The sequence below is a fragment of the Thermomicrobium roseum DSM 5159 genome, from assembly GCF_000021685.1.
Lineage (GTDB): Bacteria > Chloroflexota > Chloroflexia > Thermomicrobiales > Thermomicrobiaceae > Thermomicrobium > Thermomicrobium roseum.
Map to the genome: position 1 here is coordinate 853,768 of NC_011959.1, position 14,321 is coordinate 868,088.

At 60.3% G+C, this 14,321-nt stretch carries 11 protein-coding genes; 2 read left to right on the forward strand and 9 right to left on the reverse strand.

Annotated elements, in window-relative coordinates:
* Positions 1–47: 47 nt before the first annotated feature.
* Positions 48–1,637, forward strand: a complete 1,590-nt coding sequence (gene lysS, locus TRD_RS04020) for a lysine--tRNA ligase (RefSeq protein WP_012642254.1) — start codon at positions 48–50, stop codon at positions 1,635–1,637.
* On the opposite strand, the gene TRD_RS04025 is transcribed toward lysS, so the two are convergent.
* The 8 genes from TRD_RS04025 to TRD_RS04060 all read right to left on the reverse strand — a co-directional run bounded on the left by TRD_RS04025 (position 1,586) and on the right by TRD_RS04060 (position 11,935).
* Positions 1,586–2,716, reverse strand: a complete 1,131-nt coding sequence (locus TRD_RS04025; RefSeq protein WP_081433401.1) for an AI-2E family transporter — start codon at positions 2,714–2,716, stop codon at positions 1,586–1,588. The two genes, lysS and TRD_RS04025, sit on opposite strands and share 52 nt — an antisense overlap.
* Positions 2,717–2,764: 48 nt before the next feature.
* Positions 2,765–3,616 (reverse strand): ABC transporter permease, encoded by an 852-nt coding sequence (locus TRD_RS04030; protein WP_012642255.1) that lies wholly within the window; start codon positions 3,614–3,616, stop codon positions 2,765–2,767.
* Positions 3,616–4,518, reverse strand: coding sequence for an ABC transporter permease (locus TRD_RS04035; RefSeq protein ID WP_012642256.1), 903 nt, complete (start codon positions 4,516–4,518; stop codon positions 3,616–3,618). The genes TRD_RS04030 and TRD_RS04035 overlap by 1 nt, the downstream gene beginning before the upstream one ends.
* Positions 4,519–4,638: 120 nt before the next feature.
* Positions 4,639–5,862, reverse strand: coding sequence for an ABC transporter substrate-binding protein (locus tag TRD_RS04040; RefSeq protein ID WP_012642257.1), 1,224 nt, complete (start codon positions 5,860–5,862; stop codon positions 4,639–4,641).
* 50 nt (positions 5,863–5,912) lie between these two features.
* Positions 5,913–7,529: a M20/M25/M40 family metallo-hydrolase gene (locus TRD_RS04045; protein WP_012642258.1), complete on the reverse strand. Its 1,617-nt coding sequence runs from the start codon at positions 7,527–7,529 to the stop codon at positions 5,913–5,915.
* A gap of 42 nt (positions 7,530–7,571) precedes the next feature.
* The gene (locus TRD_RS04050) at positions 7,572–8,801 is read right to left on the reverse strand and encodes an NAD(P)/FAD-dependent oxidoreductase (RefSeq protein ID WP_012642259.1); all 1,230 of its coding nucleotides are present in this window, start codon (positions 8,799–8,801) and stop codon (positions 7,572–7,574) included.
* A 13-nt stretch (positions 8,802–8,814) separates the two neighbouring features.
* The gene (locus tag TRD_RS04055) at positions 8,815–9,933 is read right to left on the reverse strand and encodes an ABC transporter ATP-binding protein (RefSeq protein ID WP_052294108.1); all 1,119 of its coding nucleotides are present in this window, start codon (positions 9,931–9,933) and stop codon (positions 8,815–8,817) included.
* A 214-nt stretch (positions 9,934–10,147) separates the two neighbouring features.
* On the reverse strand, positions 10,148–11,935 hold the full coding sequence (locus TRD_RS04060; RefSeq protein WP_081433403.1) for an acetyl-coenzyme A carboxylase carboxyl transferase subunits beta/alpha: 1,788 nt from the start codon (positions 11,933–11,935) through the stop codon (positions 10,148–10,150).
* A 116-nt stretch (positions 11,936–12,051) separates the two neighbouring features.
* Between TRD_RS04060 and TRD_RS04065 the strand changes: the two genes are divergently transcribed.
* Positions 12,052–13,527 (forward strand): M81 family metallopeptidase, encoded by a 1,476-nt coding sequence (locus TRD_RS04065; protein ID WP_012642263.1) that lies wholly within the window; start codon positions 12,052–12,054, stop codon positions 13,525–13,527.
* On the opposite strand, the gene otsB is transcribed toward TRD_RS04065, so the two are convergent.
* A complete protein-coding gene (gene otsB, locus TRD_RS04070) occupies positions 13,521–14,312 on the reverse strand; it encodes a trehalose-phosphatase (protein WP_012642264.1) in 792 nt (263 codons plus the stop codon). The two genes, TRD_RS04065 and otsB, sit on opposite strands and share 7 nt — an antisense overlap.
* Positions 14,313–14,321 lie beyond the last annotated feature (9 nt).

The window sequence follows — 14,321 nt, forward strand, 5'->3', positions numbered from 1 at the left end:
ATCCTTGCAGAGCGGTCTGCCGAGAAACCATAACCGGAGAGAGGGATATGCCGCTCAACGATCAGCAGCGCGCACGGCTCGAAAAGCTCCGCGAACTACGCCAACAGGGTATCGACCCGTATCCGGCTCGTTCGCATCGCCAATTGACTGCAGCGCAGGCGCACGCTGTCTTCACCGAGCGCGAGCCGCACCTCGGTGGCCAGCCCGATCCCGAACCAGTCACGCTGGCTGGCCGCGTCGTCTCCGTTCGCGACATGGGACGGACCGTCTTCAGTCATATCCGGGACGGGTCAGGAGCGATCCAACTCTTCTTGCGCCGCGAGTTCGTCGGTGATGACCAACTGGCATGGTTCAAGCGCTACGTCGACCTGAACGATTTCGTCGAAGCCGATGGGCATCTCTTCCGCACACGAACCGGTGAAGTTTCTCTCGAGGTGCACGCGCTCCGACTGCTGAGCAAGGCGCTCAATCCGCCACCGGACAAGTGGCACGGGTTGACCGACGTCGAAACGCGCTACCGCCAACGCTATGTCGACCTCATGGCCAACCCGGACACGCGACAAATCTTCGTGACACGGGCCCGCGTCATTCGCGCGATCCGTCAGTACCTGGACGAACGCGGCTTTCTCGAGGTCGAGACACCCACGCTCCAACCGATCTATGGCGGTGCTGCAGCCCGCCCCTTCACCACCTACTACCATGCTCTGGATCAGACCTTCTATTTGCGTATTTCCGACGAACTCTATCTCAAGCGGCTTCTCGTCGGTGGCTACGAGCGCGTTTACGAGATTTGCAAGGACTTTCGCAATGAAGGGATCGATGCTCGGCATAACCCTGAATTCACCATGCTCGAGTTTTATGCAGCGTATGCCGATTACCACGATATCATGCAGATGTGCGAGGAATTGATCGTTTTCGCAGCACGCGAGGCCCTCGGCACTTTGACCTTCCAGTGGGGAGACACGGTTATCGACTTGACACCGCCGTGGGCCCGAATGAGCTTGCGCGAGGCACTACTTCGTTTCACCGGAATCGATTTTCTGGAAGTGACCGACCAGCCGACACTCTATGCGCGCGCCCGAGCTCTCGGAGCCGACGTGGAGCCCACCACGGTCTGGCCTCGCATTCTCGACGAACTCCTCAAGACCTTCGTTCGGCCGCGTCTCGTCCAACCGACGTTCATCTACGATTACCCTGTGGCTCTGTCACCGCTCGCTAAGCGCAAGCCGGAGGATCCACGCCTCGTCGAGCGTTTCCAACTCTTCGTTGGGGGGCTGGAACTCGCGAACGCATATACCGAGTTGAACGATCCGCTCGATCAGTTGTACCGCTTCCTCGAGCAAGCACGCGACCGGGCGCAAGGAGACGAGGAAGCGATGCCGATCGACGAGGACTTCATCAACGCCTTGATGTACGGTATGCCACCAACGGGCGGATTCGGTCTCGGCATCGACCGGCTGGTCATGCTCTTCACGAATCGGCCAACGATCCGCGAGGTCATCTTGTTCCCACAGCTTCGCACCAAACCTCAACCGCTGGGGCTCGCCGAAGACTTACAGCCGTACCTCGAACTGGTTCCCGGGTTTCAAGAATCGGTGTCGACCGGCAGCGCGTCACCCGAAGGCGAAGCCGGCTGAGCAGCCGCATCGAGGTCACTCCAGCGCCGATAGAGATAGCGGAACGCATCCCGCACGACCGCTGCCAGTGGGACCATGACGACCATTCCCGGCAGTCCCCAGAGTGCTCCACCGGTGACGACCAGAACCATCACAACAGCCGGGTTCATGTCAACGACATAGCCGTGCACCCGCGGAACCAGGAGATTGTTCTCCAGTTGCTGAATTACGATAAAGGCGAGTCCAACCCAAAGAAGCTTACCGGGATCAGTGGCCAGCGCGACGAGCGCGATCACGATGAACGTCAGGATCGGGCCCAGGATCGGCACGAGTTCCAAGACGCCAGCGATCAGTCCTAGGACGATCGGCTGTGTCATGCCGATCGCCCACATAGCGACTCCGACAGCAACGCCGATGACGAGCCCCAAAAAAAGCTGGCCGCGGATATATGCAGCCAACGTTCGGTCGACGATCTTGACGAGAGCACGGACATCGTCACGCCAATCTGCTGGCCAAAGTCCATAGAACCACTGGAGCGCTCGTTCACTGTCTTTCAGCACGTAGTACATCCAGAACGGGACGAGAACGAGTGCCGAGAAGAAGCCGATCGCCGCGGTCACTGCCCCGAAGGTCAGGCGCATCGCACGCTGCACCCCCTGCAGCGCCATCGACCATAGATTGCCCAGGGCTGACTCGATTTGAGTCCGTATCGTCGCCGGCACATTGGCCTCGTATTGCGTCAGGAGGTCATTGACCTGCTCATTGATCGTTTGCCAGTATCCTGGTGTGGCTTGGACGAACTCGGTCGTCTGCCGAATCAAAGGAGGTACGAGAAGCAGCCCGATACCAGCGAGCACGGCGGCAGCCGTGAGATAGGTCGCGAGGATGGCGACCGTGCGGGCGAGTCCTGGCATACGCCGGTGGAACGGCAGCAGTCGCTCGTAGAGCGTTACCAGCGGTGCGAGAAGGTACACCAAAATCGCACCGATGAAGAAGGGAACGAGTGCCCCTCGCACCGTCCACAGGACCCAGAAGACAGTAACGAGAGCGAGCAGTACGAGACCGCGGCGCAGCCAACGCTTGGTCGCCGCCTGCGACACGTGTACGGAACTGTTTTGTACCGGAGGCGACTTCCCTACGGCCACGGGCTACTCGACCTGGCTACGCCGCCGCACCAATTCCGCCGATGCCAAGACCAGAACGGAAAAGGTGATCAGCATCGAGGATACTGCAGCGATCGTCGGATCGATCTCCATGCGCAGTCCTTCGAACATGCGCATCGGCAACGTGCGGCCCCGGGCTCCTGCGATGAAGAGAGCAACGATGAGTTCGTCGAACGAAGCGATGAAAGCGAATACAGCGCCGGCGAAGATACCTGGGCTGATCAGCGGCAACGTCACGTGCCGAAACGTTTGCCACCCATTCGCTCCGAGGCTCTGAGCCGCCTGCTCCAAGCGGATATCGAAACCCCGTAAGGTCGCGGACACGTTCACGATAACGTAGGGAATCGCCAGCACCGTATGCGCGAGGACGAGCCCCCAAAACGTCTGAACCAAACGAAGTTGCACATACAAACCATAAATCGCGATCGCGACGATGATAGCTGGTACCACGAGCGGCGAGACGATGATAAGGTTGACGATCTCCTTACCAGGAAACGACGCACGTACGAGTGCGAGGGAAGCCGCCACTCCTAGTACGGTCGAGAGCACCATGACCATGAAGGCGACCCGAATGCTTTGAATGGTCGCCGATGTCCAGTCGGAACGCGCAAAGAAGTTCTCGTACCACTGGAGGGAGAGCCCCGGGGGTGGAAAGGACAGATACTTGGCCGCGCTGAACGACATCGGAATGACGATGAGAACCGGCGCGACGAGGTATAAGAGCACCAGTGCACTGAATATCCCCAGGACAATACGCGCCCACGGTATCGCGCGCCGGCTTCGCCTTGGCTGTACTGCTATCTCGAGCCGTTCGAGCGGAGTCGCTGCTTCGGCCATCAGACGCCACCCCCGAACATTTTATCGAGTCCGAGTAACCGATTGTAAATGGCAAAGATGATCAGCGTCACCACGAGAAGAACAGTCGCGAGAGCTGCTGCGAACGCGAAGTTCAGCTGTGTCCGAATCTGCGTCTCGATGAGCTGGGCGATCATCATATCGTTTCGACCACCCATCAAAGCTGGAGTGATGAAGAAACCGAGCGCCAGAATGAAGACGAGCAAACTACCAGCCGCGACCCCGGGGAGACTCAATGGAAGGAACACGCGCAGGAACGACTGGAGCGGCGAGGCTCCCAGATTCGCCGCTGCTCGCAGGAGATTGCGATCGATTCCCCGCATGACCGCATAGGTCGGCAGCACCATGAACGGCAAGAGCACATGCGTCATACCGACGAGTACGCCGATGCGGTTATACATCATACGAAGCGGTTCATCGATCAACCCGAGTTCCAAGAGCCAGCGATTGAAGACACCCTGGCGTTGGAGTAATACCATCCACGCGTACGTGCGCACCAGGATGCTCGTCCAAAACGGAATCAGCACCAAGATCATGAGTAGCCGTGCTGTCCGGGCGCGGAGTGTCGCCAGAAAATACGCTAACGGGTAACCCAGTGCCAGGCAGAGGAGCGTTACCTGTAGTGCGATCGTGAAGGTCGTACGTAAGACCCGAAGATAAAGGTCGACCTCGACGATCCGTCGATAATGTTCGAGCGTCAGTTGACCTCCGTCGTAGACGCTCGTGACGAGAAGTCGGAGGATCGGATACACGAAAAGCACGAGAAGCACGATCAACGCCGGGAGCAAGAGCACCAGATATCCGACTTGCCGGCGCAGCTCCAACCGACGACTCAGCGCGCTTCCCTGATACGCCGCACTGGCAAGCGCCTCACCTGTCGTCATCCTCGACGCCCCTCGAACCACTCAACCGGAGCTTCCCCGACACTACTGTACACATCGATGCGATGACACGCTACCGGGGGAGCGAGCACTCCCCCGGCAGCAGCGTCACTGGACTGCGCGTCACTTCGTCAGCCAGTCGTTGAAGCGCTCTGTGAGCTTGTCGAGGTTAGCCAGCCAGAATTCAGCGTCGGCAAAGAGCATCTTCTCTTTTTGTGCGGGCGCACTCGGCAAGCGGGCCTTGAGGTCTTCGGGAAGCAGGTCGAAGGCCTTCGCGTTCGTTGGGCTGTAGGGAATGTACTTGGACAGCTCGGCCTGGACTTCTGGTCGCGTCGCGAAGTTGATGAAGTCCATCGCCAACTCCTTCTCCTTCACCCCCTTGGGAACGATGAAGGAGTCAGTGCGGAGCAGCCCTTGGTTCCACTGGATCGCGATCGGCGCCCCTTGCCGTTGAGCAGCATCGATCCGCCCGTTCCAGGCGTTGGCCATATCGACCTCGCCGTCGGTGAGCAGCTGGGCCGGCTGCGCACCCGCTTCCCACCAGACCGTCACGTGTGGCTTGATCTCGTCCATCTTCTTGAAGGCTCGCTCGATCCCCTCAGCTGTGCGCATGACCTGGTAGACTTGCTCTTTCGGCACCCCATCGGCCATCAGAGCGAACTCGAGGTTACCAACCGGTCCGTCGACTTTATCCATGGCGCGCGGACCAGGGAAGTTCTGCACATCCCAGAAGTCTTTCCACCCCTGCGGCGGATTGTTGCCGAATTTGTCCGTTCGATAGGCGAGGATAAGCGCCCAATAAATGACTCCGACGTCGAACTCTCCGGCGATATCCTCGAAAAAGTTCGATTTATCGACGATGGAGTAGTCGATCGGTTCCAAGTACCCTTGCTGCCCCAGCACACGGCTTTCGAAGGTTCCTTGCTGGGATACCGTCCACTCGACCGCCTTGGCGTCGACCATCGCCTTCAATTTCCCAATGTCGGTGGTATCTTCGACGATGGTCGCACCGGTGAGCCGCTGGAACGGCTCCAGTACCGCCTTGCGCTGGGCGTCCTGCATCGCACCGCCGAACCCCGCGAAGACGAGCGTCTTCCCTTTCCACTTGTTAGGATTGTCGTATCCAGCGACTTTGAGGAGGCCGCCCTCTTGCGCTTGCGTCGGCGCTGCGGCCGGCGTCTGCCCAGCTGGAGCAGCCGTCGGAGTCGCCTGCTGGCGACAAGCGGCCAGTGCGCTCGCCCCCGCCAGTGTCACCCCGGACGCCAGCAGGGCGCGGAGAAACTGGCGCCGTTGGAGGCGACTGGCCCGCTCGAGGTCCTTGAGTAGTCGCTCCCAATCTCGACTCACCGCAATCCTCCTTCCTCACGCGTCAACGACCCGCACACAGTATGCCACGATCAGTCCTCGAGTTCGCTGAAAGCAGCTTGGTTCGGCGTGGGAATCCACCATTCTTCACCGCGAACTGTCGTGATGTACTCCGGCCAGCGCAAATCGATCGGGGGTGGGAAATCGCGCGGCAAGAGGGGTGCCACCCACTGGCTGCCACCAACGCCGCCCCCGGTGCGTTCGCGGAATTCGTTCCAGGCACGTTCCAGTAACTCGGGGTAGGTCACCAGATCCAGCAGTGTTGCCGCGACGACCTTGCCGGCCACGAACATGCCTGGATCGACGATCTCAGGACGCCCACCCAGCGCGTTGTCAGCCCAGGCTGGGTAGGCGTAATCGGGCGACGGCGGGCGCAAACGCGGTCGAGCCGTGTACAAGCGCACCGTCGGAGCATGCCAGGTGTACTCCACATAATCATCAGAGGTAAAGTTCCGCTGCCATTCCGGCAAGGCTGATCGCAGGCGAGCTTCGTACTCTTGGGGAGGAATCACTCGCTCGACATCCTCGATGAACGGATCCGCCATCGGCTCGAGGCCCAGATTCCGCTGAATCTCTCGCGCGAACGCACGCGCTTCCTCACTATAACGAGGAGGACCAACCAATTCCAAGTTATCGTATGTCAATCGCGCAAGAGTTAAATTCGGCAGTCCGACACGTGTCTTGCTGACCCAGCGTACCGATACGCGACAACCCGTCGCCTGAGCCGCGCGCCTGGCATTATTGGCGAGCACACGGTAGATCTGTTCTTGGATTCCCAGGCTCGGTGAGCGCCACGCATATTGGATCTGGGCTAACCGAGGTGGGAGATTGTCTGCGGTCGCGTCTCCCGCGACCAAGATGAACTCGTTCAACGTCCAGGAACCGGTATGCGGAAACATCGCCTCTTTAGTGTATTTGGTCATCGTGTACATCAGGCAGAGTGCGTCGATGGCTCCCGGGCACCGCGCTGCTGCGTGGGCTCCACCGACGTCTGGAAACAAGCTCCGGTCGATCCAGCGTTCTGGCTCCACACACTCGAAGGAGAAAACGCAGCTCCAGTACGAGCCGCAGTGCGTTTCCCAGGCGACCGTATTGGTGCCCTTGGGGTAATACGACGGGTGATAGGCGATGAACGCATCGAAGCCGTCATAGTACCCCTTCGCAGCATGGATCGGTTTGGAGCCGCAAACCTTCTCGGCTGGCTCGCCGAAGAAGCGAAGCGTTCCTTTGAGCCTATGTCGCTCCATCGCGTAGCGTGCGGCCAAGACGCCGGTGAGTGCGGCTACGCCGAGCATAGAATGTGGATCCGTGTGACCCGCAGCCCACGGATGCAAGCCCTCGCGCGGCTTCCGGTACGGAACCGGTTCTTGTGAATTGCCAGGTACCGCATCGTATTCAGCATAGGCTCCCAGGATCGGGCGTCCCTCACCCCAGCTCGCGACGAAAGCGGTCGGCATACCACCCGATCCGACCTCGACGGCAAAGCCATGCCTCTGGAGAAGATCCACATATGCGCGAGCCGACTTGTATTCTCGCCATGCCGGTTCAGCATAGCGCCAGATTTCCAGATCGAAGGCCGACAGCCACGGCGCATTGTCGTCGATCCAGCGGAATGCCGTGCGCTTGGCTTCCGTGAGTGATGCCGCCATCGCGCCCCTCCGTCCGGGAGTTCCCCCGGCCCCGCGTTACCATCACTCTCCGAGTGGCTCGTAGTAGTGCGTGTACTGGAAGATCGCGGCCTCGCGCAGCGAGGCTTTGTCGACCACGCCAGCCAGTCGTGCCGGCGCAAACGCAGCCAGATCGACCGACGGCTGACCCTGAACGATCCACTCTGCGAGCAAACGCCCGAGCGCCGGCGAAAAGGAGAAACCGCTCCCGTTGCAGCCACTCAAAACCCAAAATCCTCTGACCGCGGGAACTGGTCCGACGACGAAGCGACCATCCGGTGTCATCGTAAACAGTCCACCGCGATGCTCCTGAACAGGCACATCGTGCAGAACCGGAACCACGTTGCGCACACTTTCCGCGCATTGCTGAAGAATTCCGAAATCGAGTGGGGTCATCTCGATACGAAAATCGTCGCCATGCGCGGTGGGATCGAACGGTAGCGGATTCGCCTCGAACCCGCCCCACATGAGACCACCCCGACACGGCCGGACATACACCGCAGCATCGAAGATCCGCACGATCGCCTGCTCGCTCTGCGTGCCGCTGATCGGCTGTGTGATAGCCAGTTGGTGCCGCATCGGCTGGACAGCCAAGTCAGTGCCAGCTAGGCGAGCAACCGCACGCACCCATGCTCCCGCTGCATCGATGACGATATCAGTCTGGATCGTCCCCTCGGGCGTGAGCACTGCTCGAACCGCCGAATCTCGCACATCGATACCGATGACCGGCACGTTTCCGATGATGCGCGCACCGAGAAGCTCGGCAGCCTCACGAAAGGCGTTCAAGAGACTCACTGGTTCCTCGATGTAGATATCGCCGGGCACATAGGCTGCACGCAGTATCGACTCGGCCTGCAGGAACGGTGCAAGCGCCTGCGCCTCGCGCGCTGACACGAGATGAACATCGGCACCCCAACGTTGCGCATCGCTCACTTCCTGCTCGATGACGCGAGCATGGCGTTCGGTTCGCGCGACCATGAGACTTCCCGACCGGACATAGGGAAGCGTCACACCGAAGTCACGTTCGAAGTGCATCACCGTCTCTACAGCCAGACGAGCAAGGCGCGTCCGCAGTTCGTCCGCTTGCACGAGCTTGAAGAGACCAGCAGCGCGCGGCGAAGTCTGGGAAGCGATCGGATACCGATCCAAGGCGACCACGCTGCGTAACCCCATTCGGGCCAGCTGCAACGTGACGGAAAGGCCGAAGGCACCCGTACCGATGACGACAGCATCAGCGTGGCTCGGAAAAGGCATCGACCGCCTCCTCTCAATGTCGTCCCCGTAGGAGGACCGCATCCTCGGCTCGCCAGCTGAGGAGGACCCGTTCCCCGCGCTGCCAGCGCATCGTCTCCAACCTGCTAGGCTGCTTCACCGTCAAAAGCCGATCGCCGAGAAGACGAACGCGGAATTTGGTCGCTTCGCCCACGTAAATGATCTCCTCGATGGTCGCCTCGGCGTGGTTCTCACCACGCCGCTCCCCGAGCACGATTCGCTCTGGTCGCAAAGCAACTGTCACTTGCTCGCCGGCAGGCAGATCCTCTGCATCGGGGATCGCTACTCTCCAGCCGTCTTCGGTGACAAGGTAAGCATGCCCATCACGTCGCTCCAGTCGCCCCATGAGAAAGTTCGATTCCCCGATGAAGCTGGCCACGAACTCGCTGGCCGGCTGCTCGTACAACTCGCGCGGCGTACCGATCTGCTCGATACGCCCATCACGCATGACGGCGATACGATCGGACATCGTCAACGCTTCTTCCTGGTCATGGGTGACATAGATCGTGGTGATATTCAGTGATTCTTGAATATGCTTGATTTCCAGTTGCATCTCTTCACGAAGTTTCTTGTCCAGCGCCCCCAAAGGCTCGTCCATGAGCAAAACAGGTGGACGAAAGACCAAAGCCCGCGCGAGGGCTACACGCTGCTGCTGACCGCCGGAAAGTTGCCGAGGATAGCGCTGCTCAAAGCCAGGTAGGCGCACCAGTTGCAACGCCTCTCTCACTGCCTGTTCGATACGATCACGCGGCCATTTTCGCATCTTCAATGGGAACGCAATATTCTCAGCGACGGTCATATGAGGAAAGAGTGCATAATTTTGGAAAACCATACCGATATTGCGCTTGTGGGGTGGTCGGAATGCAATATCTTCACCGTTGACGAGGATCTGGCCGGACGTGGGAATGACGAATCCAGCGACCATCATGAGCGTCGTTGTCTTCCCGGATCCCGATGGACCGAGCAAGGTAATGAACTCACCGGGAGCGATGTCCAGAGTGACTCGATCAGCCGCAACGACGTCCCCGTAGACCTTCGTGAGTTCGATCAGCTGGAGCCGCGCCCCGAGACCAGCTTCCGGGCCCGAAGCGGGCATCGTCTTGACCGTCGCCATCACGTCACCATCCACCTCAACAGATCGCTTACCGTCGTGGCCGAAAAGTGCACAATTTCGCAGCTCACCGCACGATCTCGCTTCCGAATCCTGCTAGAGGCGCCGGCACGGCGTGACCGACATCGGAAGTCTAGACGAATGAAGATCTGCCGTCAACGATCACGCACAGCGTCTCGTACGCCCTCATCTCGAGCAAGCGCCCCACATCTCGGACTCATTCTTGGCGAACCGTCGGCGATGCTTCCACCACTTCCTCGTCTTTGCTGAAAGGAAAGCGGTCGCGCAAGCTTCCCAGTGTTCGCCCGATCGTCGCGCTCAGCTCAGCCACCTCTTGTGCCACCAGCTCGCGAATGTAGGTATTGGTCTGGCCCATGCGCCGGAACTTCCGGTACCGCTCGCGAACCAGCTTGTCGGGCGGAATGTCGACGACCTCGTTCAGCGCCTCGACGATGGCGTCCAGGACCAGAACAGCGGCGTAATCCGGATCGCGGTGCGCCCCACCTTCCGGTTCAGGCACGATCCCATCGATCACGTCGAGTCGCAGGAGATCCGGTGCGGTGATCTTCAACGATTCAGCCACCTCCGGTGCCCGCGACGCATCGCGATAGAGAATCGCAGCTGCTCCCTCCGGTGAAATGACGCTGTAGATCGCGTTCTCCAGCATGAGAACGCGGTCCGCAACCGCGAGGGCGAGCGCACCACCACTCCCCCCTTCACCGATGATCACCGCAACCGTGGGCACCGGTAAAACGCTCATCGCCGCGATACATTGGCTCAGCGCCGACGCGATTCCTCGTTCCTCCGCCCCTTCGCCGAGATAGACACCCGGCGTATCGATCAAGGTAATCACCGGCAGGCGCAAACGAGCTGCCAAATCCATCAGCCGCAACGCTTTGCGGTACCCCTCCGGCAATGCCTGACCGTTACGCCTCCTCGGATCGCCGTGTCCACGTTCGTGTCCGATGATGATAACACCGCGTCCGGCGATCTCGCCGATCCCACCAACGACAGCAGGATCGTCACCGAAGAGGCGGTCACCGTGCAGTTCGATGAATTGTGGGCTGATCCGGCGGATCAAGTCGAGCGTCGTCGGACGCTCCGGATGACGCGCCAACTCGACGATGTCCCACGCCCGTCGCCTCGACCCGTCGATCGGATGGCTACGACGCAAAACCGATCGGCCTCCGCTCGTCCCATGAGCGGAAACGAGCCTGAGAATCAAGGCGAGCGTGTCACGCAAACGACGCCGATCGACAACTTGGTCGACGAAGCCGTGCTCCCAAAGGAATTCAGCCGAGTGCGAACGCAGTGGCTCATGTCCGGCGGTCTCCTTCACGACGCGCGGCCCAGCGAAGCCGATCAATGCTCCCGGTTCCGCGAGAATGATGTCGCCCTGGTTGGCGAAGGAGGCATAGATTCCGCCTGTCGTCGGATGAGTCAGTACAGATATATAGGGAACGTTGGAGTCGTGTGCACGCTTGGCTGCCGCGGTGGTCTTTGCCATCTGAACGAGACTGAGGATGCCTTCTTGCATCCGTGCTCCACCGGAGGCAGAAACCGTGACGATCGGCAGATGTCGCTCAGCTGCCCGCTCGAACGCCAGCGTGACCTTTTCGCCCACGACCGATCCCATGCTTCCGCCCAAGAAACGGAAGTCCAGGACAGCCAGCACGACTTCGTGACCACGAATGCGCCCGATACCGGTCACGACCGCTTCACGCAGTCCGGTTTCTTCCCTGGCTTGGAGAATCCGCTTTCGATACGGCAAACGATCGGAAAAGACCAGCGGATCGACCGATACGAGATGCCGGTTGAATTCCTCGAAACTCTCAGGATCCACGAGCAGTCGGATCCGCTCGTCGGCCGAGAGCGTGAAATGGTACCCACACTGTCCGCAAACGCGGTAGCGCCGGTAGGCATCATCTGCATTCAAATCCGTTGCACAACGAGGACACACAAGAGGTCGTGTCTCGAGCGACTCACTCGCGCCTTTTCCAAGCATCGTTCCTCACCTTCCGGTGTACCCGATCCCCCGCTTCGGCAACCTACGACAACGCGATTATCATAGCCGATCGGGCAGGAGCTCCTTCCTTCCCGCGCCAGCGATCGGAGGAATCGATGCGTATCGGTTTTGTTTCCATACGCCACCGATCCAACACGTTCGCGCGCCAGCAAAGATCCCTGATCCTCTCTCCCTGGCCGCAGAACAACCAAAGGCATGACCTAGGCACGAACATCATCCTGCCAGGGGTCGAGTTCGACGGCATCGAACTCGTCCCACTGGTCATGCCTGTTCACTCAGCCGGTGGACCGATCGAACCCGATTCCTTCTCAACGTTGCTCACTGAGCTGGTGACGATCCTGGAACAGCAGGATTCCCTCGACGGGCTGATCCTCGAAGTAACCGGTACACTCCTCGTCGAGGAACTCAGTGGCGAGCTGCTCCTGCTCCGCCGACTCGTCGAGTGTTTTCCCTCTCTCCTTGTCGGCATTTTGGCTGATCAAGTCGCACAACTACCGGAAGCCGTCTTTGGTCTCACCCCGCTCGTGCTCGGACCTCATCACTGGCCAGGTATCGATCGCGCGCAACGACTCGCCCTGCTCGTCCGCTTGCTCGCTCGCTGGATTCGCCGAGAGATCCGACCAGTCGCAGCGCTCGAGCGTCGCACCATGCTCCTTCCATTAGCGATACAGCGCACGGACTGTCCACCATTCGATCAGCTCCCACCACTCCTCGCCGCTGTGGAACAGAATCCTTCCATTCTTGCTGTCACCATCTTCGCTGGCTTCCCCTACGCAGACGTTGCGGAAGCCGGAATGACAGTGGTTGTGGTGACCGATGCAGCCGCAGAACTCGGCAAGACAGCTGCGCGACAACTGGCCGACTTCGTCTGGGACAGCCGCGAGCAAATCGCTTGGCCCACGCTCACCATCGAAGAAGCGATCCACCAAGCGATGCAAAACGACAGCACCGGTCCCCATCTCATCCTCGATACGGGAGATGCAACCGAAGCTGGGGCCCCCGGCGAGGGGACCGCAGCATTATGGGCCGCGCTGGATCTCGGCGCGCGACAGACCTTGGTGTCGGCGATCGTCGATCCCCAAGCGATCGAGATCGTTCTCCGCCACGGAATAGGAACGCCCATCGAACTCGAGCTGGGCGGGAAAACCGATCACCGTCATGGTTATCCGATCCCGGTCCGCGGAATCGTTCGACGGATCGGTTGCGGCCAGTATCGTCGCTGGTCCCCGCTCGCCGGAGGCGAGCTACTCGACGCTGGCCCTTCTGCTTGGCTAGAGATCGAGGGGCGCTACGAAAGCCATCTCGATGTGGTCGTGTCGGGTCGGCCGGTTCCTTTCGATGAGCTCGGGCTGGCACGCGCTCTCGGCATTGACGTCGCAACGAAGCGCGTCATCATCCTCAAGTCCGCCGTCGAGGCACTGGCCTGGTGTCGCCAAAGCGATCCATTCACACCGCTCGTGCGACCGGCGCAAGTGCTGCAGGCAGTCACTCCAGGCATTGCCACACCGGACCTCGCCTTCTTCTCATATCGATCGGTGAAGCGCCCCGCCTGGCCGCTCGATACCTACTGAAGCTCAGCGAGTCGATGAGCGAGCTCGTCCAACACAGCGGCGAATGCATCCACGCCCGGTACCAGCAGATCGGCGAGCTGCTTCAGTTCTGGCGGTGCTTCCGAGCTCCAGACACCGATCAAGAGAGCATGAACCTGTCCGCTAGCTCGTCGAACGACGAGCAAGCGCATGGCATCGAGATCAGTGACATCGTCCCCAGCAAAAACGACAGCCCGGAGCTGGTAACGGGTAACGAGCTGATCGACAGCCGTACCCTTGTCGATCGGGACAGGTGGTCGCAACTCCAGCACCTCGCGTCCCTGACGGATCGACAACCCGTACTCCCCTGCGACCCGCCGCACGACGGTCTCCACTGCCCGCCGGCGCGAGACATTCCGCAGTCGCCGCAGATGAATCGTGACGGTGAGCGCCTTGTCCTCGACCAGCACGTCCGGACAAAGTCGCTGGACTTCGGCCGCAGCCGCTCGTACCGCGCCGAGCCAGGGTTCGGCCTCGGGAGCGACCTCCACGTGACCTCCGACCAACCATTCGAGTCCGTGGTTGCCCACGATCACCAGTCCTGGAACTGCCAGCCGACCAGCGACGTCGGAGGCGCGCCGACCCGAGACGATAGCGACGAGCGAAACGGTCTTGACGAGACGGAGCAAGGCTCGGCGGGCGACTGGATGGACGGTTGCCTTCTCAGGATCAGCGACGATCGGACTCAGCGTCCCATCGAAATCGGTGATGATCCCCGCTCCTGTCTCGTCGAGTACGGCGAGCATCGCGCCAACGATCGATTCCAACGTCTTCCT

Coding starts and splice junctions, on each gene's coding strand:
- lysS (WP_012642254.1), top strand. CDS start 48: ATGCCGCTCAACGATCAGCAGCGCGCACGGCTCGAAAAGCTCCGCGAA.
- TRD_RS04030 (WP_012642255.1), bottom strand. CDS start 3,616: ATGGCCGAAGCAGCGACTCCGCTCGAACGGCTCGAGATAGCAGTACAG.
- TRD_RS04035 (WP_012642256.1), bottom strand. CDS start 4,518: ATGACGACAGGTGAGGCGCTTGCCAGTGCGGCGTATCAGGGAAGCGCG.
- TRD_RS04045 (WP_012642258.1), bottom strand. CDS start 7,529: ATGGCGGCATCACTCACGGAAGCCAAGCGCACGGCATTCCGCTGGATC.
- TRD_RS04050 (WP_012642259.1), bottom strand. CDS start 8,801: ATGCCTTTTCCGAGCCACGCTGATGCTGTCGTCATCGGTACGGGTGCC.
- TRD_RS04055 (WP_052294108.1), bottom strand. CDS start 9,933: ATGGCGACGGTCAAGACGATGCCCGCTTCGGGCCCGGAAGCTGGTCTC.
- TRD_RS04060 (WP_081433403.1), bottom strand. CDS start 11,935: ATGCTTGGAAAAGGCGCGAGTGAGTCGCTCGAGACACGACCTCTTGTG.
- TRD_RS04065 (WP_012642263.1), top strand. CDS start 12,052: ATGCGTATCGGTTTTGTTTCCATACGCCACCGATCCAACACGTTCGCG.